General features: G+C 67.9%; 21 protein-coding genes. 3 read left to right on the plus strand and 18 right to left on the minus strand.

Annotation, left to right across the window (positions count from 1 at the left end):
- Positions 1–116: 116 nt before the first annotated feature.
- The 8 genes from ACYYG1_RS14180 to ACYYG1_RS14215 all read right to left on the minus strand — a co-directional run bounded on the left by ACYYG1_RS14180 (position 117) and on the right by ACYYG1_RS14215 (position 9,981).
- On the minus strand, positions 117–1,223 hold the full coding sequence (locus ACYYG1_RS14180; RefSeq protein WP_461210984.1) for an alanine dehydrogenase: 1,107 nt from the start codon (positions 1,221–1,223) through the stop codon (positions 117–119).
- 41 nt (positions 1,224–1,264) lie between these two features.
- Positions 1,265–2,032: an amino acid ABC transporter ATP-binding protein gene (locus ACYYG1_RS14185; protein WP_461210985.1), complete on the minus strand. Its 768-nt coding sequence runs from the start codon at positions 2,030–2,032 to the stop codon at positions 1,265–1,267.
- A gap of 13 nt (positions 2,033–2,045) precedes the next feature.
- The gene (locus tag ACYYG1_RS14190) at positions 2,046–3,476 is read right to left on the minus strand and encodes an amino acid ABC transporter permease (RefSeq protein WP_461210986.1); all 1,431 of its coding nucleotides are present in this window, start codon (positions 3,474–3,476) and stop codon (positions 2,046–2,048) included.
- A 2-nt stretch (positions 3,477–3,478) separates the two neighbouring features.
- Positions 3,479–4,690: an amino acid ABC transporter permease gene (locus tag ACYYG1_RS14195; protein ID WP_461210987.1), complete on the minus strand. Its 1,212-nt coding sequence runs from the start codon at positions 4,688–4,690 to the stop codon at positions 3,479–3,481.
- 75 nt (positions 4,691–4,765) lie between these two features.
- Positions 4,766–5,779, minus strand: a complete 1,014-nt coding sequence (locus ACYYG1_RS14200) for an amino acid ABC transporter substrate-binding protein (RefSeq protein WP_461210988.1) — start codon at positions 5,777–5,779, stop codon at positions 4,766–4,768.
- 234 nt (positions 5,780–6,013) lie between these two features.
- On the minus strand, positions 6,014–8,653 hold the full coding sequence (locus ACYYG1_RS14205) for a TIGR03960 family B12-binding radical SAM protein (RefSeq protein WP_461210989.1): 2,640 nt from the start codon (positions 8,651–8,653) through the stop codon (positions 6,014–6,016).
- 86 nt (positions 8,654–8,739) lie between these two features.
- The gene (locus ACYYG1_RS14210; RefSeq protein ID WP_461210990.1) at positions 8,740–9,087 is read right to left on the minus strand and encodes a hypothetical protein; all 348 of its coding nucleotides are present in this window, start codon (positions 9,085–9,087) and stop codon (positions 8,740–8,742) included.
- Positions 9,088–9,174: 87 nt separating this feature from the next.
- A complete protein-coding gene (locus ACYYG1_RS14215) occupies positions 9,175–9,981 on the minus strand; it encodes a tetratricopeptide repeat protein (RefSeq protein WP_461210991.1) in 807 nt (268 codons plus the stop codon).
- A 236-nt stretch (positions 9,982–10,217) separates the two neighbouring features.
- On the opposite strand from ACYYG1_RS14215, the gene ACYYG1_RS14220 reads away from it, so the two are divergent.
- Together ACYYG1_RS14220 and ACYYG1_RS14225 are read left to right on the plus strand one after the other, a co-directional pair.
- Positions 10,218–12,221: a methyl-accepting chemotaxis protein gene (locus tag ACYYG1_RS14220; protein ID WP_461210992.1), complete on the plus strand. Its 2,004-nt coding sequence runs from the start codon at positions 10,218–10,220 to the stop codon at positions 12,219–12,221.
- Positions 12,222–12,434: 213 nt separating this feature from the next.
- On the plus strand, positions 12,435–12,869 hold the full coding sequence (locus ACYYG1_RS14225) for a hypothetical protein (protein WP_461210993.1): 435 nt from the start codon (positions 12,435–12,437) through the stop codon (positions 12,867–12,869).
- Between the two features lie 359 nt (positions 12,870–13,228).
- Here the strand turns inward: ACYYG1_RS14225 and ACYYG1_RS14230 are convergent, their stop codons facing one another.
- Both ACYYG1_RS14230 and ACYYG1_RS14235 read right to left on the minus strand, forming a co-directional pair.
- Positions 13,229–13,579 (minus strand): carboxymuconolactone decarboxylase family protein, encoded by a 351-nt coding sequence (locus ACYYG1_RS14230; RefSeq protein ID WP_461210994.1) that lies wholly within the window; start codon positions 13,577–13,579, stop codon positions 13,229–13,231.
- 164 nt (positions 13,580–13,743) lie between these two features.
- The gene (locus ACYYG1_RS14235; protein WP_461210995.1) at positions 13,744–14,109 is read right to left on the minus strand and encodes a carboxymuconolactone decarboxylase family protein; all 366 of its coding nucleotides are present in this window, start codon (positions 14,107–14,109) and stop codon (positions 13,744–13,746) included.
- Between the two features lie 93 nt (positions 14,110–14,202).
- Here ACYYG1_RS14235 and ACYYG1_RS14240 point away from each other — a divergent pair, with 93 nt between their 5' ends.
- Positions 14,203–15,081 (plus strand): LysR substrate-binding domain-containing protein, encoded by an 879-nt coding sequence (locus tag ACYYG1_RS14240; protein ID WP_461210996.1) that lies wholly within the window; start codon positions 14,203–14,205, stop codon positions 15,079–15,081.
- A 225-nt stretch (positions 15,082–15,306) separates the two neighbouring features.
- Here the strand turns inward: ACYYG1_RS14240 and epsC are convergent, their stop codons facing one another.
- The 8 genes from epsC to ACYYG1_RS14280 all read right to left on the minus strand — a co-directional run bounded on the left by epsC (position 15,307) and on the right by ACYYG1_RS14280 (position 25,806).
- Complete coding sequence (epsC, locus tag ACYYG1_RS14245; RefSeq protein ID WP_461210997.1) at positions 15,307–16,227, minus strand: serine O-acetyltransferase EpsC; 921 nt, start codon at positions 16,225–16,227, stop codon at positions 15,307–15,309.
- Positions 16,224–17,174: a cysteine synthase A gene (cysK, locus tag ACYYG1_RS14250; RefSeq protein ID WP_461210998.1), complete on the minus strand. Its 951-nt coding sequence runs from the start codon at positions 17,172–17,174 to the stop codon at positions 16,224–16,226. The genes epsC and cysK overlap by 4 nt, the downstream gene beginning before the upstream one ends.
- Positions 17,175–17,237: 63 nt before the next feature.
- Positions 17,238–18,407 carry a cysteine desulfurase NifS gene (gene nifS / locus ACYYG1_RS14255; RefSeq protein ID WP_461210999.1) on the minus strand — a complete coding sequence of 390 codons (1,170 nt, stop codon included), beginning with the start codon at positions 18,405–18,407 and terminating at the stop codon, positions 17,238–17,240.
- Positions 18,404–19,243, minus strand: coding sequence for a Fe-S cluster assembly protein NifU (nifU, locus tag ACYYG1_RS14260; RefSeq protein ID WP_461211000.1), 840 nt, complete (start codon positions 19,241–19,243; stop codon positions 18,404–18,406). The genes nifS and nifU overlap by 4 nt, the downstream gene beginning before the upstream one ends.
- 225 nt (positions 19,244–19,468) lie before the next feature.
- A complete protein-coding gene (locus ACYYG1_RS14265; RefSeq protein WP_461211001.1) occupies positions 19,469–20,797 on the minus strand; it encodes a TolC family protein in 1,329 nt (442 codons plus the stop codon).
- 123 nt (positions 20,798–20,920) lie between these two features.
- Complete coding sequence (malQ, locus tag ACYYG1_RS14270; RefSeq protein ID WP_461211002.1) at positions 20,921–22,435, minus strand: 4-alpha-glucanotransferase; 1,515 nt, start codon at positions 22,433–22,435, stop codon at positions 20,921–20,923.
- Entirely contained in the window at positions 22,432–24,363 is a 1,932-nt protein-coding gene (gene glgB, locus ACYYG1_RS14275) for a 1,4-alpha-glucan branching protein GlgB (RefSeq protein ID WP_461211003.1), read from the minus strand. Before glgB ends, malQ begins: the two co-directional genes overlap by 4 nt.
- A gap of 87 nt (positions 24,364–24,450) precedes the next feature.
- Positions 24,451–25,806, minus strand: coding sequence for a tetratricopeptide repeat protein (locus ACYYG1_RS14280; protein WP_461211004.1), 1,356 nt, complete (start codon positions 25,804–25,806; stop codon positions 24,451–24,453).
- Positions 25,807–25,975 lie beyond the last annotated feature (169 nt).

Raw genomic sequence — 25,975 nt, forward strand, 5'->3', positions numbered from 1 at the left:
AGCCGTACCCCAACCAAGGGCGGCATGACCACGCTCATTTCATGGCCTACTGTCAGGTGATAACCATCTCAGCACAAAAAGCCCCGTACGGGGCCTTTTCTTCTGCAATGTAAAACCTATTTCTGCCGCGCCAACCAATCGTTGACGGGGGTGAACTCGCGCTTCTGGAAGCGCCCGGCCTCGGCCAGGATCAGCTCGCCGTGGGCGCAGGTCAGGCCCCGGGCGATCCAGGGCTCGCGGCGGCAGGCCTCCGCCACGCCGACCTCGGCGATGAGCGCAACCTTGGGCAGGATGGCCTCGCCGTATCCGGCGGACGCGGTCACGGGCACGGCCCCGGGGATGTTGTCCACGCAGAAGTGGCGCACGCCCTCCTCCTCGTACACCGGGTCGGCCCAGCACGTGGCCCGGCTGGTCTCGATGGCCCCGTGGGTGTCGCAGGAGATGTCCACGATGACCGCCCCGGGCTTCAAACGGCGCAGCATCGCGCGGGAAATGAGATGGTCCTCGCGCTCCTTGGGCCAGAGCACGCAGTTCACGATCATGTCCGCGTCGTAGAGGTAGTTCTCCAGGGCGCTGATGTCGTCCACCACCACGTCGCGGTTGTAGTAGTCCATCTTCACGGCCTTGCGCGCGCCTTCCCAGACGTCCAGGCCCGCGACGCTCACGCCCAGGCCCACCAGGGTGCGCAGGGCGCCGCGCCCCACGTTGCCCAGGCCCAGGACCACGGCCTTGGCCGCGGCCGCGCCGAAATGGCTCATGAAATGGCGGCCCGTGCCCCCGTGGGGGGCCAGGGTCAGGCGCACGGCCTCCAGGGCCCCGACCTCGCCGGCCAGGGCGCAGTTGGGAGAGCCGAACTGGTGGGTGTTCTCGGCGGCGATGGCCGCCGCGACCTTGGCTTCGAGGAGCGCGTCCAGCTGCGGACGGTCCAGGGCCGAATGGATGTTGGTGAAGATGATGTGCTCCGGGCGCAGGTAGCCGAACTCCGGAGGCAGGATCTCCTTGACCTTGACCACCATGGTGGCCGTGGCGAAGATTTCCTCGCCCGAGCCGAGGAGTTTGGCCCCGGCGGCCGCGTAGTCCTCGTCCGAGACGCGGGACAGGGCCCCGGCGCCCTTCTCGACATACACCTCGTGCCCGGCCGTGGCGAGCTCGCGCACCTGGGCGGGCAGAAACGCGACGCGCCCCTCCTGGGGCTTGATCTCGCGCGCTATACCGATCTTCATTGGTTGTTCTCCTGGGCGCGGCGATGGCGCCCGATGGTGGTTCAGGCCTCGGCCATGCCGTGGGACAATATCTGGCCGAGAAATTCCTTGGCCCTGTCGCTCTGCGGGTTGCGGAAGAATTCTTCGGGTTCGTTCATCTCGATGATCTCGCCCCGGTCCATGAAGATGACCCGGTCGGCCACGGTGCGCGCGAAGCCCATCTCGTGGGTCACGCAGAGCATGGTCATGCCCGTCTCGGCCAGGTCGATCATCACGTCCAGGACTTCCTTGATCATCTCCGGGTCCAGGGCGCTGGTGGGCTCGTCGAAGAGCATGATCCGGGGGCTCATGCACAGGCTGCGGGCGATGGCCACGCGCTGCTGCTGGCCGCCCGAAAGCTGGCCCGGGTACTTGTCCGCCTGGTCCGGGATGCGCACGCGCTCCAGGAAGTGCATGGCCAGGCCCTCGGCCTCCTTCTGGGGCATGTTCTTGACCCAGATGGGAGCCAGGGTGCAGTTCTCCATGACCGTCAGATGCGGGAAGAGGTTGAAATCCTGGAACAGCATGCCCACCTCGCGGCGCACGCGGTCGATGCGCTTCAAGTCATCGGTGAGCTCGATGCCGTCCACGATGACGGCCCCCTTCTGGAAGCCCTCCAGGCGGTTGATGCAGCGGATCATGGTGGACTTGCCCGACCCCGAGGGGCCGCAGATCACCAGGCGTTCGCCGTGGGCCACGGTGAGGTTGATGTCCTTCAGGACATGGAACTCGCCGTACCACTTGTGCAGGCCCTCGATGCGGACGGCCGGTTTTTCTTCGTTGGCGGGCATGGGCCCTCCTCGCTTAGCGTTTGACTTCCAATCTCTTCTCCAACCGCATGGAATAGCGGGAAATGGAGAAGCAGAATATCCAGAATGCGAACCCGGCGAAGACGTAGGCCTCCTTGGTGAAGCCCAGCCAGTCCGAGTCCGCCAGGGCGCTCTTCACGATGCCCAGGATGTCCATGAGGTTGATGACGGCCACCAGGGTTGTGTCCTTGAACAGGCCCAGGAACGTGTTGGTGATGCCGGGAATGACCACGCGCAGGGCCTGGGGCAGGATGATCAGGCGCATGGACCGCCAGTAGCGGAAGCCCAGGGCCCCGGCGGCCTCGTACTGGCCCTTGCTGATGGACTGCAGCCCGCCGCGCACCACCTCGGCCATGTAGGCCGCGTAGAAGAAGGAAATGCCCACCAAAGCCCGCAGCAGCTTGTCGAAATGCGTGCCCGGCGGCAGGGTCAGGGGCAGCATCACCGAGGCCATGAACAAGACGGAGATGAGCGGCACCCCGCGGATGAACTCGATGTAGGCGATGGACAGGGAGCGGATCACGGGCATGTCGCTGCGCCGCCCCAGCGCCAGGAGGATGCCCATGGGCAGGGACACGCTCATGCCCACGCTGGCCATGAGCAGGGTCAGGGACAGCCCGCCCCAGCGGTCCGTGGGCACGGCGGCCAAGCCGAAGGCCCCGCCCGAGAACAGCCAGTAGCCGAAAAACGGGAACACGCAGAACAGGAGCACGAAGCGCCAGCGGGTCTCCGTGGACCGGCCCATGAACAGGGGCAGGCAGGCCGCCACGGCGGCGGCCAGGGCCAGGGCGTTGGCCTCGTCGGGGTTGCCGCTGCCCGCCGCGACGCGCGCCACGGCGAAGACCAGGGCCACGATGCCCAGGCGCAGGCCCGCGCCCCCGGGCAGCGGGCGCGTCAGGTGCCGGAAGTTCACGTGGCAGAGGAACGACGGCGCGAACAAAAAGACCCCGGCCAGGACCCCGGGCCCCAGGCCGCAGAGGATGAGGCAGGCCACGGTCCCGGCCGCCGGGAGCAGGAGCTGCAGCCGCTCGGAGAAATCGCGGGATTCGCGGATCAGGGACGCGGCCACCAGGGGGCCTATGCTGGCGAAGAGCATCAGCGCGGCCATGGTCACGCGCCAGCGCTCGTCCGGCGGGTAGAACCCGTACATGAGGACGCCCAGGCGGACCTTGATGAACACCCAGCAGGCCCCGGCGTCCACCCCCGGCAGCACCTCGCAGGCCTCGCGGGTCCAGCCGCCCCACTGGGCGTCCACCACGGCCCAGCGCACGAAGGGCGGCACCGTGACCCAGAACAGCCACAGCCCCAGCGCGGTCAGCGCCGTGTTCAGGGGCGAGGAAAAGAGGTTCTTGCGCAGCCAGCCTCCCAGGCCGGTTTCCAGGGGCGGCGGCGGCAGGTCCGGATGGCGCTCTGTCTTCACGTACACGCTTATCTCTCCGTGATGGCCATCTTGGCGTCGTACCAGTTCATGGCCAGGGAAATGGCCAGGGACACGGCCAGATACACGAGCATGGTCAGGGCGATGACCTCCACGGCCTGCCCGGTCTGGTTCAGGGTGGTGCCCGCGAACACGGAGATCAGGTCCGGATAGCCGATGACCACGGCCAGGGAGGAGTTCTTCACCGTGGTCAGGTGCTGACTGGTCAGCGGCGGGATGATGATGCGCATGGCCTGGGGGATGACCACCAGGCGCATGGTCAGGCCGGGGCGCAGGCCCAGGGCCAGGGCCGCCTCGCGCTGGCCTTTGCGCACGGCCATGATGCCCGCGCGCACGTTCTCGGCGATGAAGGCCGAGGCGTACAGGCTCAGGGACAGGCACAGGGCGATGAACTCGGGGATGATGGTCATGCCGCCCTTGAAATTGAAGCCGCTCATCGCGGGCATGTCCAGGCCCACGGGGAAGCCCGCCAGGGCCATGGCCGCCAGGGGCAGGAGCACCAGCAGCCCCAGGGACAGGCTGAACACGGGCAAACGCCTGCCCGTGGCCTTGTGCCGCCGCCTGGCGTAGCGCCGCAGCCAGAAAACGCCGCCGAGCGCCAGGACAAAGGCCGCCCCCACCGCCCAGCTGCCCTGGCCCCACACCGGGCCGGGCATGATCACCCCCCGGTTGCAGAGGAACAGGGCGTCGCCCAGGGACAGGGCCTGCCGGGGCCCGGGAAGCGGGTTCAGGATGGCGATGTACCAGAAAAAGACCTGCAGGAGCAGGGGCACGTTGCGCACGATGTCGATCCACACCGCGGCCATGTGCGAGACGATCCAGTTGGGCGACAGCCGGGCCACGCCCAGGAAGAACCCGAGCACCGTGGAGGCCGCGATGGCCACCACCGAGACCACCAGGGTGTTCAAGAGGCCCACCAGGAAGGCCCGGGCGTAGGTGCTGGCCCGGGAATACTCCACCAGGGTCTGGCTGATGTCGAAGCCCGCGGTCTGGCCCAGGAACCCGAAGCCCGAGGCGATGCCCGCCTTGTGCAGGTTGCTGGCGGTGTTCAGGGCGGCGAAGGCCAGGCCCGAGGCGATGAGGAGGAAGACCGCGGCCTGGATGACCAGGGCCCGGGTGCGGCGGTCATGCAGCAGGCGCTGGAGTCCGCGTTCCTTGTCGGCGCGCGCTGCGTCCGCGCCCGTGTCGGTGGTGTCGGCCATTGTTCGTCCGGTTTGCAATACGGAAAACGGTCCCGGAGCCCGTGGCCCCGGGACCGCGTTGTCGCCAGTTAGCCGCTAGCGGATGGGGGGGGCGTAGATCAGGCCGCCGTCCTTCCACAGGGCGTTGATGCCGCGCTCGATGCCCAGGGCGGTCTTGGGGCCCACGTTGCGCTCGTACATCTCGCCATAGTTGCCCACGTGCTTGACGATGCGGTAGACCCAGTCGTTGCTCAGGCCGAACATCTCGCCGTAGGCCCCGTCCACGCCCAGCAGGCGCTTGACGTCGGGCTTCTCGGACTTGAGCATCTCGTCCACGTTCTGCGAGGTCACGCCCATCTCCTCGGCGTTGATCAGCGCGAACAGGGTCCAGCGCACGATGTCGCTCCACTGTTGGTCGCCCTGGCGCACGGCCGGGCCCAGGGGCTCCTTGGAAATGGCCTCGGGCAGGATCACGTGGTCCGCGGGGTTGGTCAGGGCCGTGCGGCGCGCGGCCAGGCCGGAGATGTCCGAGGTGTACACGTCGGCGCGGCCGGTGTCGTAGATCACGGTGGCGTCGTCGGCGCTTTCGTAGACCACGGGCTTGTAGGTCATCTTGTGGGCCGCGAAGTAGTCGGAGACGTTCATCTCCGTGGTGGTGCCGATCTGAATGCAGACGCTGGCGCCGTCAAGCTGGGTGGCGCTGGTCACGCCGAGCTTCCTGGGGACCATGAAGCCCTGGCCGTCGTAGAACAGGATGCCGCAAAAATCGATGCCCTGCTTCACGTCGCGGGAGAACGTCCAGGTGGTGTTGCGCGACAGCACGTCGATCTCGCCGGTCTGCAGGGCCGTGAAGCGTTCCTTGGTGGTCACGGGCACGAACTTGACCTTGGTGGGATCGTCGAACACGGCGGCGGCCACGGCGCGGCCGAAGTCCACATCGAACCCGCGCCACACGCCGTCCTTGTCCGGAGCGGAGAAGCCCGGGACCTTGCCGCTGACGCCCACGGTGACGTGGCCCTTGGCCTTGACGTCGTCCAAAATGCCCGCGCACGCGGCGGACGCCACGAACAGGACCGCCATGATGGCGGCTACGATGCTCTTCAGTTTCATGATGAGTCCTCCGAATCAGTCAGGTTTCGAACAACACGGCGGCCCCTTCCCGGGGTCCTGAATATCCATCCACGCTTCGTTGCGCACTTGCGACGGCCATCGCCGACTTCGCCGCTTTCGCTGTCGACAATCGAATGAACGGCGAAGGAGCTATTGATTCAGAAAAACAGGAGCGAAGTCAATGTCGCGTACGCAATTCACAAATTTGTGCCGCGTTTTGGGGCCGAAACCCGGTCAGTCCGCCTCTTCCGGCGATTCCATCCATTGCCGGACCTTGGTCAGCAGGAAACGCTCCGGGCCCAGGCCCGGATGCACCAGCTCCACCAGGCGCAGGGGCGAGACGTACTGCGCGCCCCAGTCCAGGCGCAGGGCTGCGGCCGCGTCGCCCTGGGGCTCCGCCGAGGCCAGCATGGGCCGCACATCCGTGGTGCGCTCGCCCTTCTTGGTCATGCGCGTCCAGGGCATGGTTTCGAGGGCCAGGGCGGCGCGCCACTGCTCCATGCGCCGGGCGGCCTCGTCGGGCCCGTCCAGGTATTCCAGGCGGAAATCCTCGGCCACGGCCTGGGGCTGCTTCTTGCCCAGGGGCAGGGTCTCGACGCGCAGCAGGCCGAAGCCCAGGGGCAGATGCGGGTCCAGGGCGCGGCCCAGCTCCAGCGGGTCCATGGGCTTGCGCACGAAGAGGTTGAACCACTCGGCCTCGCTGGCCACGCCCACGGGCAGGGCCCGGCCGAAGGACACGCGCGGCAGGGGATGGAAGCCCGCGGAAAAACTCACCGGGATGCGCGCCCGGCGCATGATGCGCTCCAGGAGGCTCTGGAGCTCGATCTGGGACAGGAAACGCAGCTCCCCGACCTTGGTGTGCCAGACGCGGAAATGCCCGGCCTTGTCCGACAGCTCCCCGATGTCCGGGGGCTTGGGGCGGCCGCCCTGGGACTTCGCGGGGGCCTGGGGCGCGGGGGCCGCGGGAGCGGCCGGGAGTTCCGCGGCCGTCTGGTGGCCGCTGCCGCCCGTGGCGTCGGCCTGGTCGCGGGTCTCGCGGGCCACGCGGGGGCGGATGTCCAGGGTCCCGGCCTGGCGGGAAAGCTCGGAGGCGCGGCCGTCGAAATTGCAGACCCCGCAGTTGCGGCAGGCGTTGTAGCGGCAGTCGTCCGTGAGCTTGGCGTCCAGGGCGCGGGAACGCTCGGTGAGCAGGAAGCGCTTGGTCACGCCCGAGGACAGGTGGTCCCAGGGCAGGGAGCCCTCCGGGTCCCGCGCGCCCAAAAACGGCTCGGGGTCGATGCCCTCCTCGGCCAGGGCCTCCCGCCAGGGCGCGAGGTCCAGATGGTCCTTCCAGCTGGCGAACAGCGCGCCCTTCTCGTAGGCCCGGCGCACCACCGGGGCCAGCCTGCGGTCCCCGCGCGAAAAAACCCCCTCCAGCCAGCTCATCTCGGGCATGTGCCAGCGCAGCTTGAGGCGCTTGTAGGGCCGGAACAGCTCGCGCAGCAGGTCCACCCGGGCGCGCACCTCGTCCATGCCCAGCTGGCGCTCCCACTGGAACGGGGTGTGCGGCTTGGGCACGAAGGGCGACACCGCCGCCGTGACCTGCAGGCGCTTGATCCCCGGCCCGGCGCAGTCGCGCACCTTGAGGCAGAGGTCCAGGATGGCCTCCATGTCCGCGTCGGTCTCCGTGGGCAGGCCGAGCATGAAATACAGCTTCACCTGTTGCCAGCCGTGAGCGAAAAGCTTCTGGACGTGTTCCACCAGGGCCTCTTCGGTGATGCCCTTGTTGATCACGTCGCGCAGGCGCTGGCTCCCGGCCTCCGGGGCCAGGGTCGCTCCCGTGCGGCGGATGGAGGCCATCAGCCCCATGATGCGCTCGGACACCGAGCCCACGCGCAGCGACGGCAGGCTGATGGCCACCTGCTCGGCGCTGCAGCGCTCGAAGCTCCTGGTGAACAGCTCCTCCAGCCCGGAGTAGTCGCCCGTGGACAGGGACAGGAAAGACAGGTCCTCGTAGCCCGTCTCGGCCAGGCCCCGCTCGATGATCCGGTCCAGGGTCTCGGGGCTGCGCTCGCGGGCCGGGCGGTAGATGATCCCGGCCTGGCAGAAGCGGCAGCCCCGGGTGCAGCCGCGCGCGATCTCCACGGCCAGGCGGTCGTGCACCGCCCCCGCGAAGGGCGTGATGTGGCGCGTGGGAAAGTCGCAGGCGTCCAGGTCGGCCACGATGCGCTTCTCCACCCGCTCGTAGCCGGGCACCAGCGGCGTCGGGGTCGCTCCGTCCACGGGCGCGAACAGCGCGGGCACGTACACGCCCGGGATGTCGCGCAACGAGGCCACCAGCTCGGCGCGCGGCGTCCCGGCCTCGCGGCCGTCGGCGATGCGCCCCATGACCTCGGGCAGGATCTCCTCGCCGTCGCCCAGGACCATCAGGTCCAGGAACGGGGCCACGGGCTCGGCGTTGAAGGTGCAGCCGCCCCCGGCCATGACGATGGGGTCGTGCTCGCCGCGCGCGGCCGACTCCAGGGGGATGCCCCCCAGATCCAGCATATAGAGGATATTGGTGTAGCAGAGCTCGTGGGTGATGTGGAAGGCCACGGCGTGCATGGCCGAAAGCGGGGTGTCCGACTCCAGGGTGCAAAGGGGCTCGCCGCGCTCGGAGAGCACCCGGGCCACGTCGTGGTCCGGCGCGAAGACCCGCTCGGCCCAGAGGTCCTCGCGGGCGTTGACCGCCGCGTAGAGGATTTTCTGGCCGAGGTAGGACATGCCCACCTCGTAGAGGTCCGGAAAGGCCAGGGCCAGGCGCGCGCGCACGGCGTCCGGGTCCTTGCGCACGGTGCCGGGCTCGGTCCCCAGATAGCGGCTGGGGCCGGTGAACAGCGGCAGAAGCTTCTTCATCGGGTCCTTCGGGCGTATGCCCCAAATGGACGGGCGGCCCGGAAGGCCGCCCTCATATCCCTAGGCGGCGGCCGAGCCGCCGGTGGCTACTTCTTCAGGAGCTGGGAAAAGTCGGCCCCGGCGCCGCCGCCCAGGCCGGCGAGATCGCCCGCCCCGGCCATGGCCAGGCCGCTGGCGGCCTCGATGTACTTCTTCTCCAGGTCCGCGGGGACCTTCTTGTACGTGTACAGCACGTGCTTGTAGTCGATCTCGGCGTCGATCTCATTGTCGAAGGGATAGCCGAAGGGCAACAGCATCATCTGCACGCCCTGCTGGGTGGGAACGGTCTGCAGCACGGCCGTGTCCTTGAGGACCTGCCCGCCGTCGCGCTCCTCGAACTTGCCTATGACCATTTCGCCGTTGATGAGCTTCACCAGGCGGATATCGTATGCCATGGGTTTTCTCCTTGGGTCTGGGTTGAGGCAGGAACGTAGGGATTGCCCCGGGGCCTGTCAAGGCCGGGGCCCGGGCGGCTGCGGCACTCAGGCCTTGGCGGCCTTGGACTGGACGCTGCGCAGGAACTTCTTGGCGTCCAGGAGCTCCGGATCCAGGGCCAGGCTGGCCTGCGCCTGGCCCTCGGCCTCCTTGTACTGCCGCTTCTGCGCCAGGAGCTTGGCCAGGGCCAGCCCGGCCTGCGCGGTCTGTTCCTTCTTCTCCTGGATCTTCTTCAGGAGCAGCATGCCCCGCTCGGCCTTGCCGGTCTTCTTGCAGGCCTCCACCAGCATCTCGCAGGCCTTGCGGTCCCCGGGATTCTGCATCAGCGCCAGGCGCAGGTATTCGAAGGACTCCTTGAACGCCTCGGCCTGATGCAGGGCGTCGGCGATGATCAGGTACATGGCGTCCTCGTCCACGTGCAGGTTGGTGGCCTGGCGGAAATACTCCCTGGCCTCGTCCACCTTGCCCCCTGCCAGGGCGTTGCGCCCGTGGATGATGGCCCGGTCGATGTTCAGCTTGCGCTCGCGCACGGCCTCCATGGACTCGCGCTTGCGCTCGGCGTGGATCTTCTTGATCAGCGGCACCAGCTGGGCCAGGACCTGTTTCTCCCCGCCCTTGCCCAGCGCCAGGGGCTCGGCGCGGAACTGCTTGACCGCCTCCAGCTTGGATAAGTTCTGCAGGCTCTCGCGCAGCAGGGACGTGACCTTCTGCTGGTCCATGGAATGCAGCTTGGACGACAGGATCAGCTTCAGGGCCTCGGCCACGGAAACCATGGGCCGCAGGGTTTCGCCCTTGAGGAATGCCGCGTTGGCGCGCTTCAGGTATTTCAAGATATTCTGGACGGAATCAGCCATAAGCCTCCCTCTCGCGGCCGTGAACGAGTTTCCGGTCCGCAACATGTCGGTGATACACGAAAGAACCGCGTTTTTGAAGCGCCATCCGCAGGCGGGGTCATAAAGCGCAGCCCGCCCCGCACCGGGGCGGCCGCGCGACAAATCCGGCCGCACTGGTTGCCGAAAAGGAACAAGGAAGCTATTGTGTTGGCTATACGTACTCAATCCGCCCGGCCGCCAAGCAAGCGAGGACCCTCATGGCAGAGCTCAATAAAATGCCCCCCTCGGTATCCGTCACCGGCATCTGGATCATCTTCGCCGTGTGCGCGGCCGTGGCCGCTGCGTCCGCGGCCACGGGCTCGTGGTGGATCGCCGGCGGAGGATCGGCCCTGGCTCTGGTGCTCTGCGCCTATGTGGCCGGCCGGGCGCGCAACCAGTGCCTGGACATGGTCGGGGACCTGGAGCAGGCCCGCAAGGAGGCCAGGGACTCCTGGGCGGCGGCCACGAATCTGTCCCAGGCCGTGAGCGCGTCCCCCCTGCCCCTGGCGGTGTTCGATTCGGGGCGGCGGCTGACGGCGGCCAGCACAAGCTTCGCGCGGCTGACGAACAACCCGGAAAGCGCCCTCCTGGGGCGGGACCCGGAGCAGATCCTCGGCGCGGAAGCCGCCCAGGCCATGGTCCGGGCCAAGGACCAAGCCGACGGCGCGGACGCGGCCATGGCCTCCGGGGAGCCCGTGCGCATATACTGCGCGTCCCTGCCCGGCGGAGGCCTGACGGCCCTGGCCGTGCCCCGCGCCGGGGATCTGAAATGCGCCGCCGAGGCGGACAAGCGCCTGGCCGCCTTCCAGGAGGCCACGTACGGCGTGAACGAACTGGCCCAGCGCCTGGCCGGGTCCTCAGAGCTGATGAGCGCCTACGCCGACGAGCAGGCCACGGGCGCCAACCGCCAGAAGGAACAGACCGAAGCCGTGGCCGCGACCATGGAGAAGATGATGCGCGCGGTCATGGACGTGGCGTCCAACGCCTCGGCCACCTCCGACGCGGCGGACGAGGCCCGGGGCGTGGCCCGCGAGGGCGCGGACTTGGTGCATCGGGCCGTGAACGGCATCAACAGCCTGGCGGCCTCGGCCCGGGAACTGGCCGAGGAGCTGGGCGGGCTGGACAACCAGGCCGGAGAGATCGGACGCATCATCGGCGTGATCAGCGACATCGCGGATCAGACCAACCTCCTGGCGCTGAACGCGGCCATCGAGGCCGCGCGCGCGGGCGACGCGGGGCGCGGCTTCGCCGTGGTGGCCGACGAAGTGCGCAAGCTGGCCGAGAAGACCATGCAGGCCACCGGCGACGTGGAGGCCGCAGTGCGCAGCATCCAGCATTCCTCCAAGCAGGCCATGGACTCCATGCACCGCACTGGCCAGCAGGTGGAGGAATCCACGGAGCTGTCCAACAGCGCGGGCCAGTCCCTGGAACAGGTCATGGAGCACATCGAGGGCATGGTGGGCCGGGTGCGCCAGATCGCCTCGGCGGCGGAGGAGCAGTCCTCGGCGGCCGAGGATATCTCGGGCAGCGTGGAGGAGATCGCCTCCATCGCCCGGGACTCGGACGAGGGCGCCACCCAGCAGGCATACGCCACCAAGGACATCGCCCAGCTCTCCGCCGAGCTGCTGCGCCTCTCCCAGAGCCTGTCCGGAGGCGGCGAAGGGCCCAAGCTGCAGGCTTCGGGGCAGCAGATGAGGGGCGTGCTCCCGGAGCTGATGCAGCGCTTCGTGCGCGACGAATACGGCGACGAGGTCTTCGAGGCCATGCAGGAGGAAATGGGCGACCCCACCTTCCTGCCGTCGGAGAGCTATCCCGACGCCGTGCTGGTGCAGATGGCCGAACTTGTGCAAGCCACCAGCGGCGACTCCCGGCGCAAGATCTTCTACAAGTTCGGCCTGGTCACGGTTGAGGGTTTCCATCGGCTCTACAAGCGCTACTTCCGCGCCAAGACCCTGAAGGAATTCTACATGACCATGAACGACGTGCATGCCCAGGTCACCAAGGACATGCCCGGCGCGCGCCCGCCCAAGTTCACTTTCGAGGACAAGGGCGACGTGCTGTTCATGAATTACACGTCCCCGCGCGCCCTGTTCGATTATTTCGAGGGCATCTTGAACGGCGCTGCCGCGTTCTTCGACCAGCGGGTGGAGGTCAAGATCAAGCCCCTGGACGAGGAAACCGCGCGCGCGGAGATCCATTTCCTGGACGGCAAGGGCAAATAGCGAAGCGGCGTAGCGGAGAAGCGGCGGCCCGCGTCTCCGCTGAGGGTTGTCAAAAATTCATCCACGCCTTATGGTTTCTTTGCCTTTCTTTATCCGCGCAGCTTCCAGGACGGAAGCCACGGCGCGGCGGCCCGCCCAGGAACGGCGCGCCCGCCGCAAGGTCCCTCCCCCAAGGGAGCGGGTGGCCCGCATGGAGCCGCCGGGGAAGCTGCGATGCCCGTCACAGGCGTCACCCAATCCGCACAGGCCTACCAGGCCTATACGCGCATGGACGAGGAGCGCGGCGAGCAGGCGCGCGCCGAGCGGGCCATCAAGGCCGCCGCCTCGATCTCCGACGCGGCGCGCGTGCGCAAGCGCAGCATCGGCATCTCCCTGGGCAAGTTCGGGCTGGACTTCACTGCCCACGACGTGGAGCTGGATTACCGGCAGATTGCCGGGCAGTCCCCCTCCCTGGGCCGGGAAGGGTTCGACGCGGACCTGGAAGCCGCCCAGATCCTCTACGCCGCCAGTGAATCCTCACCCGTCAAGGACACCGCCCCCGCCGAGCCCGACACCAGCCGCCTGACCCGCGCCAAGGCCCTGCAGGCCTACGCCCAGGCCGCCCTGAATTTCGACAATATCCCCGGCAATTCAGTCGGCTCCATCTAGCATTCCGTTCCAGAGGCACGATCTGCTTCGTTGCTGCGAACGATGCAAACCCTCGCGTACGGGGAGTACAGCTCTGCTCTCGATATCTGTAAGGCTCGAAGATTCGCCTAACAGCTAGTCGGTCGTCGGCCTTGCATCGTTCTTGCGCCTCGCATTCCGTAACTCTGGAACGGAATGCTGGCGCTACCTCATAAGCAGGCAAACGGGATGGGGAAGGGAGGCCACATGCTTCGCGGAAGGGAACCTTCACTGCCGCACAAAAAACAAACCCTCGCGCAGAACATACGCGAGGGCTTGAATTTTCCGTAGCGGCGAAGCGGCGCAACAAGGCCGCAGATCGCTGTTTTGGGAGCGGCCTGCTAGATTTTTCCAGCCTGTTCCAGATACTCCACCACGCGGGTGGTTTCGGCGCAGGACATGGTGCCGCCCATGGAGATGGCCACGGAGCAGGCCTCCAGGACCTCCTGCGCGCTGGCCCCGGCGGCCAGGGCGTACTCCAGCTGGGCCAGGATGCAACCACGGCAGCCGTGGGTCAGGGCCACGGCCAGGGCCATGAGCCGCTTGGTCTTGGTGTCCAGCGCGCCGCCCGCGTACACGGCCTCGGTGAGGGTGCCCAGGGGGCCGCCCACCTCGGGCCGCAGCTCGTTCTTGAAACGCAGAAACAATTCCTTGGTGCGCGCCCTCACGGCGAGCTGGTCTTCCTTGAACATGTCGTCCTCCGGGGTTGCGGGTTCATGTATGGGCGCAGCCTACCCCCGGAGAGAAACATGAAGCAAACGAATTAAATTCATCATGAACATAAGCTCACCTGATTGTTTGCCCCGCAGGACATCAGGCGGGGCAGGCAAGGCGCCCGCTCCGGCCGATCAGGCCGTCAGATCAGTTCCAGCTGTTCCAGATAGTCCACCACGCGCGTGGTGTTGGCCTGGGACATGGTGCCGCCCATGGACACGGCCACGGAACAGGCCTCCATGATCTCCTGCACCGTGGCCCCGTTGTTCAGGCAGTGGTCCGTCTGGGCCAGGGTGCAGCCCCGGGTGCCGTGGGTCACGGCGATGGCCAGGGCCATGAGGCGCTTGGTCTTGGAATCCAAGGCCTTGGATGCGTATATCTCGGTGGTGAGGGCGTCGAGGCGCTGGCCCACCTCGGCCTGCAGCTCGTCGGCGTACTTGCGGGCCAGGACGCGGGTGCGCGCCCGCAGGGCCGGCTGGTCTTCGATGAATTCCCCGTTCTTGGACATGGTCGCTGTTCCTGGTTGAGGTTCCGGTTCCCGCGCACCATACGTCCCGCAAAAACATTAGACAAGCGAATTGCATTCAGCGTAGACATAAGCATGCCTGATGAAATCACCCAGGGGCAATTGCCCATCGACGTCCTGAGAACCTTTGTGGCTGCCGCGGAAAGCGGCAACTTCACCCGCGCCGGGGAGCGCGTGCACCGCACGCAATCCGCCGTGAGCATGCAGATGAAGCGTCTGGAGGAGGACATGGACGCCCGCCTGTTCACGCGCCAGGGGCGCGGCATGGCCCTCACCGGACAGGGCCAGGAACTGCTGGACTACGCCCGGCGCATCCTCAGCCTGCACGACGAGGCCCTGGCCGCGTTCAGCAGGCCGGACATCGGCGGCATGGTGCGTTTCGGGGCCTCCGAGAGCTACGCCAGCCAGCATCTGCCGCGCATCCTGGCGGCCTTTTCCCGGGAGCATCCCAAGGTGCGCGTGGACCTGATCTGCGACACCAGCCGGGTCCTGGTGCAGGAAATGCGGGCCGGCAACCTCGACCTGGCCCTGTGCGTGTGCGGGGACACGCCCGACGGCGGCCGCGCCATCCACCGCGAGCGCGTGCTCTGGGTGGCCTCGGCCCACGCCCGGCCCGAGGAGGAAACGCCCCTGCCCCTGGCCCTGTTCCACGAGGGCTGCGTGCAGCGGGGCTGGGCCCTGGCGGCCCTGCACAAGCTCGGGCGGCCCTTCCGCATCGCCTATTGCAGCCCCAGCACGGCGGGCATCGTCGCGGCGGTGCGCTCGGGCCTGGCCGTGGCCCCCATCGCGGCCAGCGCCTACTTCCCGGACTGCCGCGTGCTGGGCGAGGCCGAGGGCCTGCCCCTTTTGCCCTCCACCACAGTGACCCTGCACGGCGGCCAGGACCCCGACGACGCCCTGACCCACAGCCTGGCCCGCTATGTGATCCAGGCCTTCCAGGACCTGGCGCACTAGCATTCCGTCCCAGAGGCACAATCTGCTTCGTTGCTGCGAAAACGGCACAACCTCGCGTATTGAGATACGCGTCGGTCGTGCTGTTTTCTTGCGCCTCGCATCTCGTACCTCTGGAACGGAATGCTCAACTGCCTTCAGTGGCGCAAGGCGTGAGCAGACGTTTTGGAATGCCCCGGCCCACGCTCCGCTGGTTGGCCGTAAAGAAGCCCCACTTGGACGCGCGGGCTACTCTTCCGGATTCCCCAACAGGTTGCCGCTCTGGTCCTGAGCCCCTCCCGCCGGGACCTGGATGACCTTGGTGCCCGGCAGGACGTCCGTGAGCAGCCAGACGTTGCCGCCGATGACCGAGCCCTTGCCGATGGTCACGCGCCCCAGGATGGTCGCCCCGGAGTAGATGATCACGTCGTCCTCCACCACGGGATGCCGGGGGATGCCCTTGATGAACGCGCCGTTCTCGTCCCTGGGGAAGGACTTGGCCCCCAGGGTCACGCCCTGGTACAGGCGCACGTTCTCGCCGATGACGCAGGTCTCGCCGATGACCACGCCCGTGCCGTGGTCGATGAAGAAACGCTCGCCGATCTTCGCGCCGGGGTGGATGTCGATGCCCGTGCGGGAGTGGGCCTGCTCCGTGATGATGCGCGGGATGAGCTCCACGCCCAGGTTGTGCAGTTCGTGGGCGATGCGGTAGTTGGTCATGGCCTGGATGCTGGGATAGCAGAAGATGGCCTCCCCCGGGCTCTTGGCCGCGGGATCGCCCTCATAGGCCGCCAGCACGTCCGTGGACAGCAGCCGCCGCACCTCGGGCAGGCGGGCGATGAACCGCCGGGACAGGTCCTGGGCCTCCTCCTCGCAGCCGGAGCAATCCCCGTCCGTGAGCGCGCAGGTGAAGCAGCGGCCGCGCCGGATCTGCTCCGCCACCAGCCGGTAGACCTTGTCCAGGTTCGCGCCCACATGGGAGCGCATGTTCTCGGAGTCCACGTCGGAGTATCCGAAATATCCCGGGAAAAGCACCGCCCGCAGGCGCGCCACGATATCCTTGGTGATCTCGCTGGAGGGCATGGGCGCGTGGCGGCGGTGGCTGTGGTACACGACCTCGTAGGAGGCGGGATCGCAGAGTTCGTCGGCCACGTGGTTCAGGGTCTTCATGCCTTTGGTCCTCCGGTTTCACCGCCCGGTTCCTGGAACAGGGCCGTGGACAGATAGCGCTCGCCCGTGTCGCAGACCACGGCCACCACGAGCTTGCCCTGGTTCACGGGCCTGCGTGCCACGTGCAGGGCGGCGGCCACGTTGGCCCCGGATGAGATGCCGCAGAGCACCCCCTCCACGCGCATCAGCCGCCTGGCCGTGGCCAGGGCCTCGGCCGTGGGCATGCGCACGATCTCGTCGTACAGGGAGACATCGGCGTTGCCGGGCACGAAGCCCGCGCCGATGCCCTGGATGCCGTGGGGCCCGGCCGCGCCGCCCGAGAGCACCGGGGAATCCTCGGGCTCCACGGCCACTGCCAGCAGGCCGGGCTTCTTCCCCTTGAGGGCCCGGGCCGTGCCCGTGAGTGTGCCGCCCGTGCCCACCCCCGCCACGACGACGTCCACCAGCCCGTCGGTGTCCTCCCATATCTCCTGGGCCGTGGTCAGGCTGTGGACCTCGGGGTTGGCGGGGTTGTCGAACTGCCTGGGCATGAAGGCCCCGGTCTCGCGGGCGATGGCCTCGGCCCGGGCGATGGCCCCGGGCATGCCCTCCCCCGCCGGGGTCAGCACCAGCTCCGCGCCCAGCCCGGCCAGGAGCGTGCGCCGCTCCAGGCTGAAGCTCTCGGGCATGGTCAGGGTCAGCCGGTAGCCCCTGACCGCGCAGACAAAGGCCAGGGCGATGCCCGTGTTGCCGCTGGTGGGCTCCACCAGGCGCGCGCCGGGCCCGAGCAGGCCCTGCTCCTCGGCGCGCAGGACCATGTTCAGGCCCGGGCGGTCCTTCACGGAGCCGCAGGGATTGAAACTCTCCAGCTTCAGGGCCACCCGTGCCGCGCAGCCCTCGGCCAGGCGGTTCAGGAAAACCATGGGCGTACGGCCCACCAATTCGCACATGTCGCGCGCGATGCGCATGGGAACCTCCCGGTAATGCGTTGGAAGGATGCGCGCCGCCCCGGCTCCGCCCGGGGGACGCCGTCAGCCGGAGCAGGCACCGCCCTTGAAGGGCGACAGCTCCCGCAGCCTGGCGATGATTCCGGGCAGCGTCTCAAGCACCGTGTCCACGTCCGCGTCGCCATTGAAGCGCGACAGGGAGAAACGGACGGAGCCGTGGGCGAAGTCGAAGGGCACGTCCATGGCCCGCAGCACGTGGGACGGCTCCAGGCTGCCCGAGGTGCAGGCCGAGCCCGAGCTGGCGCAGATGCCGTGCTGGTCCATCATCAGCAGGATGGCCTCGCCCTCCACGTTGCGGAAGGACAGGTTCACGGTGTTGGGCAGGCGCGACGCGGGGTCGCCGTTGACCCGCACGTCGGGAATGGCCTCCAGCAGGCCGCGCTCCAGGCGGTCGCGCAAGGCCTTGACCCGGATGCGCTCCTCGTCGATGTGCGCGGTGGCCAGCTCCACGGCCTTGCCCAGAGCCACGATGCCCGCGGTGTTCTCCGTGCCCGCGCGGCGGCCGCGCTCCTGGTGCCCGCCGAGCATGAAGGGCGCGAAGGGGGCCCCCTTGCGCACGAAGAGCACGCCCACGCCCTTGGGCGCGTGCAGCTTGTGGCCGGACAGGGCCAGATAGTCCACGGGCAGATCCCTGAGGGAGAAGGGCACCTTGCCCACGGCCTGCACCGCGTCGGTGTGCAGCAGGATGCCGCGCTCCTTCACGATATCCGCGATCTCGGGCAGGGGATGGATGTTGCCGGTCTCGTTGTTGGCGTACATCACGGACACCAGGGCCGTGTCCTCGCGCAGGGAGCCGCGCAGTTCGTCCAGGTCAAGGCGGCCCTTGTGGTCCACGCCGAGCCAGGTCACGTCGTAGCCGTTCTTCTCCAGACGCTCGGCCACGTTGAGCACGGCGGGATGCTCCACCTTGGTGGTCACGACGTGGCGCTTGTCCGGCTGTTTGCTCACGGCGGCGTGGAAGGCCGCGTTGTCGCTCTCGGTGCCGCAGGCCGTGAACACGATCTCCTCCGGGGAGCAGTCCAGGCCCTGGGCCACGCGCTCGCGGGCCTGGGCCAGGCTCCCGCCCACCAGGCCGCCGAAGGCGTACATGCTCGACGGGTTGCCGTACCGTTCCGAGAAGAAGGGCAGCATTTCGCCCAGGACCTCGGGGTCCACCCTGGTGGTGGCGTTGTTGTCCAGATAGATCACGCTCATGACGCCGCCTCCTTGACCCGGATGCCAGGCTCCACCCGCTCGCGCAGGGTCCGTTCCACGAAGTCCCTAAGGGTCTGACGGCTCATGGGGCAGGTGCCGCACGCCCCGCGCAGGGCCACGACGACGTCCTTGCCGTCCACGTCCACCAGCTCGATGTCGCCGCCGTCGCGGGCCAGCCCCGGGCGGACGATCTCCTCGATGGCCCGGGTCACCATCTGCACGCGCTGGAGGTTGGTCAGGGGCTTCGCGGCCGCGGGCGCCTCGGGGCGCGCAACGCCCTTCACCTCGTCCAGGATCTCCTGGATCCTGCCGTGGCAATCGCCGCAGCCGCCCCCGGCCTTGGTGAAGGACGTGACGTCCTCCACGGTCTCCAGGCCGTTCTCCTGGATGGCCCGGCGGATGGCCACGTCGGTGACGCCGAAGCAGTGGCAGACTATCTCGCCCTCGGTGATCTTGTCCGGCTCGGCCTCGCCGCGCCAGTTCCGGATGCAGGCCTCCAGGGCCTCCTGGCCCATGACCGAGCAGTGCATCTTCTCCTTGGGCAGGCCGCCCAAAAACGCGGCGATGTCCCTGTTGGTGATGCCCTCGGCCTCTTGCACGGTCTTGCCCTTGAGCATCTCCGTGAGGGCCGAGGACGAGGCTATGGCGCTGGCGCAGCCGAAGGTCTGGAAACGGGCGTCCTCGATGACGCCCTGGTCGTTGATCTTCAGGAAAAGCTTCAGGGCGTCTCCGCAGGCCAGGCTTCCCACCTCGCCCACGGCGTTGGCATCCTCGAGCTCCCCAGCGTTCTTTGGGTTCAGGAACAATTCCCGAACCTTGTCAGTATATTCCCACATTGATGAACCTCCTTGGGCATGTTCCCGGTCGGCGGCGGCATGCGCCGCCGACCCAAGGGATATAATCCTAGTGTTTTAGTATGAAAAGGCCCGCACACCAGAAAAATAGCACAAAGCGGCTGTTTTGGCAGCATTCAAGGGGGGGCCGGGCGCAGAAAAATCTCGCCGGGCAAAAAAAAGCGGGGCCCGAAGGCCCCGCCGCGAAGTCCGTTGGCGCCGCCCGCCCTACTGGCTGAGCAGCGAGGGGTTCTCCTTGCCGATGGAGGCATAGAGCTTGGACAGGGCGATCTTGTAATCCGCAAGGGCCGCTGTCAAAGAGGCCTCGGCGACGGTCAGGCGCTCCTGGGCGTCCAGCACGTCGGTGTTGGTGCCCACCTGGGCCTGGTAGCGGGCCTTGGCCATGCGGTAGCTCTCCTGCGCGGCCTCCAGGGCCTTCTTGTTCACGCGGATGCTCTCGGCGGCCTTGCGGATGGCCAGATGGTTGACCTTGACCTCGTAGGTGGCCTCCTGGCGGGTGTTGTCCGCCGTGCGCAGCAGGGCGCTCACGTTCTCCCCGGCCTGGCGGCTGGCGTAGTAGGTCGCGCCCCACTCCCAGAACTTCCAGGAAGCCGTGACCCCGAGGGAATACTCGCTGACGTCGGTGTCGCGGTACTGGTCGCCGTGGGCGATGGGCCTGTTGCCGTAGGTGGACCAGTCGTAGTCGAAGCCCACCTGGGGGTAGAAGGCGCTGTCCGTGATCTTCTTGTCCTTGACGGCGATATCAACGCTCTTGGCGGCCATGTACAGGTCCGGACGATCCTTGTAGGCCGTCTCCAGGGCCTCGTCGATCTCCATGGTGAAGGGCTGGTAGTTGAGGTCACCCTGGTAGTCCACGTCCGCGTCCAGGTCCAGGTTGAGGAGCGTGTTCAGGCGCACGGTCTGGGTGGCCACGTCGTTCTGGGCGGCGATGAGGGTGTCCTCGGCCCTGGCCAGGTCCACCTCGGCCTGGAGCACGTCCAGGCGCGGCTTGAGGCCCACGTCATAGAAGGCCTGGGTGACCTTGAGCTGCTCCTTCAAGCGGGTCACGGAGTCCTCGGCGCTGCGCACGTCCTCGCGGGCCTTGAGCAGGCCCAGGAAATTCTGCTGCACCGAGGTGGTCAGGGACAGCTCGGCGTTGCGCACGTTGGCCTCGGCGTTCTCCTTGGTCAGCTCCGCCTTCTGGTAGTTGGAGAGGATGTTGAAGCCCGCGAACAGGGGCTGGTGGATGTTGAAGGTCGCGGCCCAGACGTCGTTGTCCCGGCTGTAGTTGCCGAAGGAGTTGGTGGTCTTGCGCTGGTAGCGGGTGTATCCGTAGGTCACGGTGGCCGAGGGCAGGAACGCCCCGCGGGCGGCCTTGCGGCCCTCTTCCGCGCCCAGATACTGGTGGCGCGCGGCCTCCATGCTGGGGTTGGCCTCCAGGGCGCGCTGCACGGCCTGCTCCAGGTCGTATACGGTGGTGGCCGAAGCGGGGGTTGCCAAGCAGGCCAGGCTCACGGCCAGGGCCAGGGCCGCTACGGCGGACTTGATGTTCGACATGGTTCTATCCTTGGGTTTCGTCTTTGAGAGCGCTGCTGCGCCGCGCGCCCGAGGCGCGCCGCCACTGTAAAACCCTAAATGCGGCGCGAAGTCAACCGCGCCCATACGTTTGAAACGGTTTCCTCAGACCCTCCCGTACAGGGCGCACAGCCGCCGCAGCCTGTCCGCCAGTGCCGGGCGCAAATCCTCTGGTCCGCACTGCCAGGACCAATTGCCCTTGGCCAGGGACGGAACGTTCATGCGCGCCTCGCCGCCCAGGCCCAGCACGTCCTGCATGGGTATCACGGCAAGGCGCGAACAGGAAACCAGGGCCAGGCGCATCAGCGTCCAGGCCGCGTCCCTGGGCGTCACGTCGCGGCCCAGGTAGTCGTTGAGCCGCCTGCGGCCCTCATCGCCCAGGTCCCGGGCGTACCACCCGGCGGCGGTGTTGTTGTCGTGGGTCCCGGGGTAGGCCACGCTGTGCGGCTCGTGGTTGTGCAGAGAGTTGGCGCTCTCGCCCACGTCCGGGCCGAAGGAGAACTGCAGCACCCGCATCCCGGGCAGGCCGCAGCCCTCGCGCAGTTCCACCACGTCGTCGGTGATCAGCCCCAGGTCCTCGGCGATGACGGGCAGTTCCGGAAAGCGAGCGCGCACGGCGTCGAAGAACGCCCTGCCCGGCCCGGGCACCCACCAGCCGTTCATGGCCGTGTCCTCGTGGGGCGGCACCACCCAGTAGGCCGCGAAGCCCCGGAAATGGTCCAGACGAATCAGGTCGGCCCAGAGCAGGTTCTGGGCGATGCGCGAGACCCACCAGGAATACCCGTCCCCGGCCTGGGCCTCCCAGTCGTAGACCGGGTTGCCCCAGCGCTGGCCCGTCTCGCTGAAATAGTCCGGCGGCACTCCGGCCACCACCAGGGCCCGGCCCTCCCCATCCAGCTGGAAGGCCCCGGGGTGGGCCCAGACGTCCGCGCTGTCGAAGGTCGGGTAGAAGGGCAGGTCGCCGATGAGGGATATCCCGCGCCCGTTGGCGTAGGCCTTCACGTCCGCCCATTGGGAAAAGAACAGGTATTGCGTGAACCGGGCCCGCTCCAGCCCCTCGGCCTCGTCGCGGCGCAGGCGTTCCATGGCCCCGGGCTCGCGGCGGCGGAATTCCTCTGGCCAGGTGTCCCAGGCCGCGCCGCAAAAGCGCTCTTTGAGCACGCTGAAGCAGGCGAAGTCGTCCAGCCAGGCCGCGTCGTGTTCGGCGCGAAAGGCCGCGAAGCCCTCGTGGTCCGCCAGCCTCTCCCGCCCGCGCTCCCAGGCCATGGCCAGGAGCCCGCGCTTGTAGGCCTCCGCGGCCTCGAAATCCACGCCGCGCCCCCCGGGGGGCAGGCCCCGCTGGATGTCCGCCAGGCGCAGCCAGCCGTCGGCGGCCAGGCGTTCCGGGCTGATGAACAGGGGGTTGCCCGCGAACAGGCTGTGGCTGGAATACGGCGAATTGCCCAGAAACGGCGAGGTGGGGTTCAGGGGCAGGATCTGCCAGAAGCGCTGCCCGGCGCGGGCCAGGAAGTTCACGAAGCGCCGGGCCCCGGAGCCCATGTCCCCCACGCCGTAGCGCGAGGGCAGGCTGGAGACGTGCATGAGCAGGCCCGAGGAGCGGCGCGCCAGGGCGGCTATCATTCGCCGCCCTCCTCCCAGCGGAAATAGGCCACGGACAGGGGCGGCAGGCAGAGGGCCAGGCTCTGGTCCCGCCCCTGGGCCTTCACGGGCCGGGTCGCGCACCCGCCCAGGTTGCCCCGGCCCGAGCCGCCGTAGGCCTCGGCGTCGGAGTTGAGGAGCTCGCGCCAGAAGCCCGGGCGCGGCGCGCCCACCAGATAGCCGTCGCGCGCCACGGGGGTGAAGTTGCACGCGCAGAGCACCGGGGCCGCGCCCGGGGCCTTGCGCACGAAGGAGACCACCCCGGCGTCGGCGTCGTGGAAGTCCACCCACTCGAAGCCCTCGGCCGAGAAATCCACGGCGTGCAGGGCGGGCTCGGCGCGGTACACGCGGTTCAGGTCGCGCAGGAAGTCCCGCACCCCCCGGTGGGCGGGCACATCCAGGAGATGCCATTCCAGCTCCTGGTCGTGGTTCCACTCGGGCACCTGGCCCAGCTCCGCGCCCATGAACAGGAGCTTCTTGCCCGGGTGGGCGTACATGAACCCGTACAGGGCGCGCAGGCCCGCGCATTTGGCCCACTGGTCCCCGGGCATGCGGCCGTACAGGGAGCCCTTGCCATGCACCACCTCGTCGTGGGACAGGGGCAGCATGAAATTCTCGCTGAAGGCGTACCAGATGCCGAAGGTCAAGAGGTTCTGGTGGAAGCGGCGGAACACCGGGGCCTTGGAGAAATACTCCAGGGCGTCGTGCATCCAGCCCATGTTCCACTTCATGCCGAAGCCCAGGCCGCCGATGTGCACCGGGCGGCTGACCATGGGCCAGGCCGTGGACTCCTCGGCCACGGTCTGCACGTCGGGATGGTCCGCGTACACCGCGCGGTTCAGGCTGCGCAGGAACTCGATTGCCTCCAGGTTCTCGCGCCCGCCGAAGGCGTTGGGCTCCCACTCCCCGTCCTTGCGGGAATAGTCCAGGTAGAGCATGGAGGCCACGGCGTCCACGCGCAGGCCGTCGGCGTGGTAGCGGTCCAGCCAGAACAGGGCGCTGGAGATGAGGAACGAGCGCACCTCGTAGCGGCCGTGGTTGAAGATGGCCGAATGCCAGTCCGGATGGTAGCCGCGCCTGGGGTCCTCGTGCTCGAAGAGGTGGGTGCCGTCGAAAAAGGCCAGGCCGTGCCCATCCAGGGGGAAATGCGAGGGCACCCAGTCCAGGATCACGCCCACCCCCGCCCGGTGCAGGGCGTCCACCAGGCGCATGAAATCCTGGGGCGGGCCCAGACGGCTGGTGGGCGCGAAATAGCCCACGGTCTGGTAGCCCCAGGACCCGAAAAAGGGATGCTCCATGACGGGCAACAGCTCCACGTGGGTGAAGCCCATGTCCGCCGCGTACCCGGGCAGCTGCTCGGCCAGTTGGCCCCAGTGCAGGGAGCGGAACCCGTCGCCGTGGTCCCGCCGCCAGGAGCCCGCGTGCACCTCGTACACGCTCCAGGGGGCGTCCAGGGCGTTGCGCGCCCCGCGCGAGGCCATCCACTCCCCGTCGCCCCAGGAATAGTCCAGGTCCCAGACCACCGAGGCAGTGCCCGGGGCGCCCTCCCAGAGAAAGGCGAAGGGGTCGCCCTTGTCCGCCTCGTGGCCGCCCTCGCGGGACACGATGTGGTATTTGTACTGGGTGCCGCGCCCCACCCCGGGGAGGAAGCCCTCCCAGATGCCCGAGCCGTCCGGGCGCGGGGCCAGGGCGTGGTTCGCGCGGTCCCAATAGTTGAAGTCCCCGCACACGCACACCGAGCGCGCGTTGGGCGCCCAGACCGCGAACAAGGTCCCGGAACTCCTGTCGACCTCCATGGGATGCGCCCCCAGCTTCTCGTAAAGCCGGAAGTGGCGACCCTCCTTGAAGAGGTAGATGTCGTGGTCGGTGAGCAGGCTCACGCCGTGGACGACGCCACCCTTGCGCTGCATGATGCGGCCTCCGGGGATTGCGGACTATTCAGCACATGGCATGCTAGCCCGGCGCGGCGTCCAAGTCCAGACGCGACGTGACGGGGCCTAGAGGCCCTGGAGCATCTTGCGCGCGCCCTGGTGCCCGGGGTCCAGGTCCAGGGTGTGGCGGAAGTATCTGCCCGCATCCTCGGATTTGCGCACGTTGGCGAACATGATGCCGATGTTGAAGGACAGCACCGCGCTCTCCTGGCCGAAGTCGGGCACGAGGTCCAGGACCCGCTGCAGGGCGGAATGGGCCTCGCGGTGCCTGCCGCCCTCGGACAGGGCCACGGCGCGGTTGAAGTGCAGGTTCTCGTCGTCCGGGCAGATGCCCAGGGCCTGGTCGTACTCGGACACGGCGTCCTGCCAGCGGCCCTGGCGGCGCAGGGCGATACCCAGGCGGTTGAAGGTCTCGATGTCCGCCTCGCGCAGGGCGCCGGCCTTGGACTCGATGATGGAGCGGAAAAACTTCTCGGCCATGGCCGGGGCCTTGTCCATACACTTCTCGGCGATGGAGCGGCGAATCTCCTCCATCATCAGCTGGGCTTCCTTGCGCGCGTTGGCCACGGCCTGCTCGAAGCACTGCTCGGCCGCCTCCACGTCGCCGAACTCCATGTGGATCTCGCCCATGTTGATCTTGCGCTCCACGTTCAGGGGCGAGAGGCGGTCCAGCTTCTTGAGGTAGGAGAGTTGCTTTTCCAGGTCCCCCTCGTCCTCGTAGAGGCTGGCCAGCTTCTTCAGGGGCTCCAGGTACAGGGACGCGCCCTTGTGGGCCTCCAGGTACGCGGCCTCGGCGGCCTGCACCTCGCCCTTGCCCTTTTCCGCGTCACCCCGGACCATGAGGGCCGCCGGGCTGCCGGGCTTGAGCTCCAGAACCTTGGCGGCCAGGGCCTCGGCCTCGTCCCAGAGGCCCTTGGCCAGATGGTCCTTGGCCCGGTCCAGGTACTGGCCGATCTTGCCCTGGGGCTTGATGGTGAAGGCCAGCTTTTCGATGAGCGTGTTCACGCTCACGGGCTTGGTGATGAAATTGCTGACCCCGATCTCGTGCAGCAGGATGAGCACCTGGCGCTCCACCTCGGCGGTCAAGACCACCACGTGCAGGTCCGGGTACAGGGTCTTCAGGTTCTTGATGAAGGGCAGGGTGCTGCGGTTGTGCAGCACGCGCTCGATGAGCACCAGGGGACGGCCCTGGCCCTTGGTCCGCTGGTCGAAGGCCTTGAGCTCCTTGAGCAGGCCGTTCTCCTCCTGGGCGGTGCGGATGCGGTCCGTGCCCACGAAGAGATCCTTGTTCAGGACCTGGCGGAGCATCTTCAGGAAGTGCTGGTCGTGGCTCAGGGCGATGAAAAAGCCGTTGTCCTTGGCCGCGTAGTCGACGATGGTCTTTTCGTACAGGCGGCTCTTCACCGCGTTCTTCACTGCCATGTTCGGCGTTCCTCTCTTTCCGTCTCCGGCATTGCTGCCTTGTCCCCTCATCGGACACTTTGCCACAGCGGCGGCCCGCGTGCAACGCATCATGCCCGCCATTCAAGGATATTCGGCTAAACGCCTCGGAACCGGCCGCTAAAACGGCAAACTATCCCGGGGGCGTGGC

It is taken from the genome of Desulfocurvus sp. DL1XJH-121 (assembly GCF_054819825.1).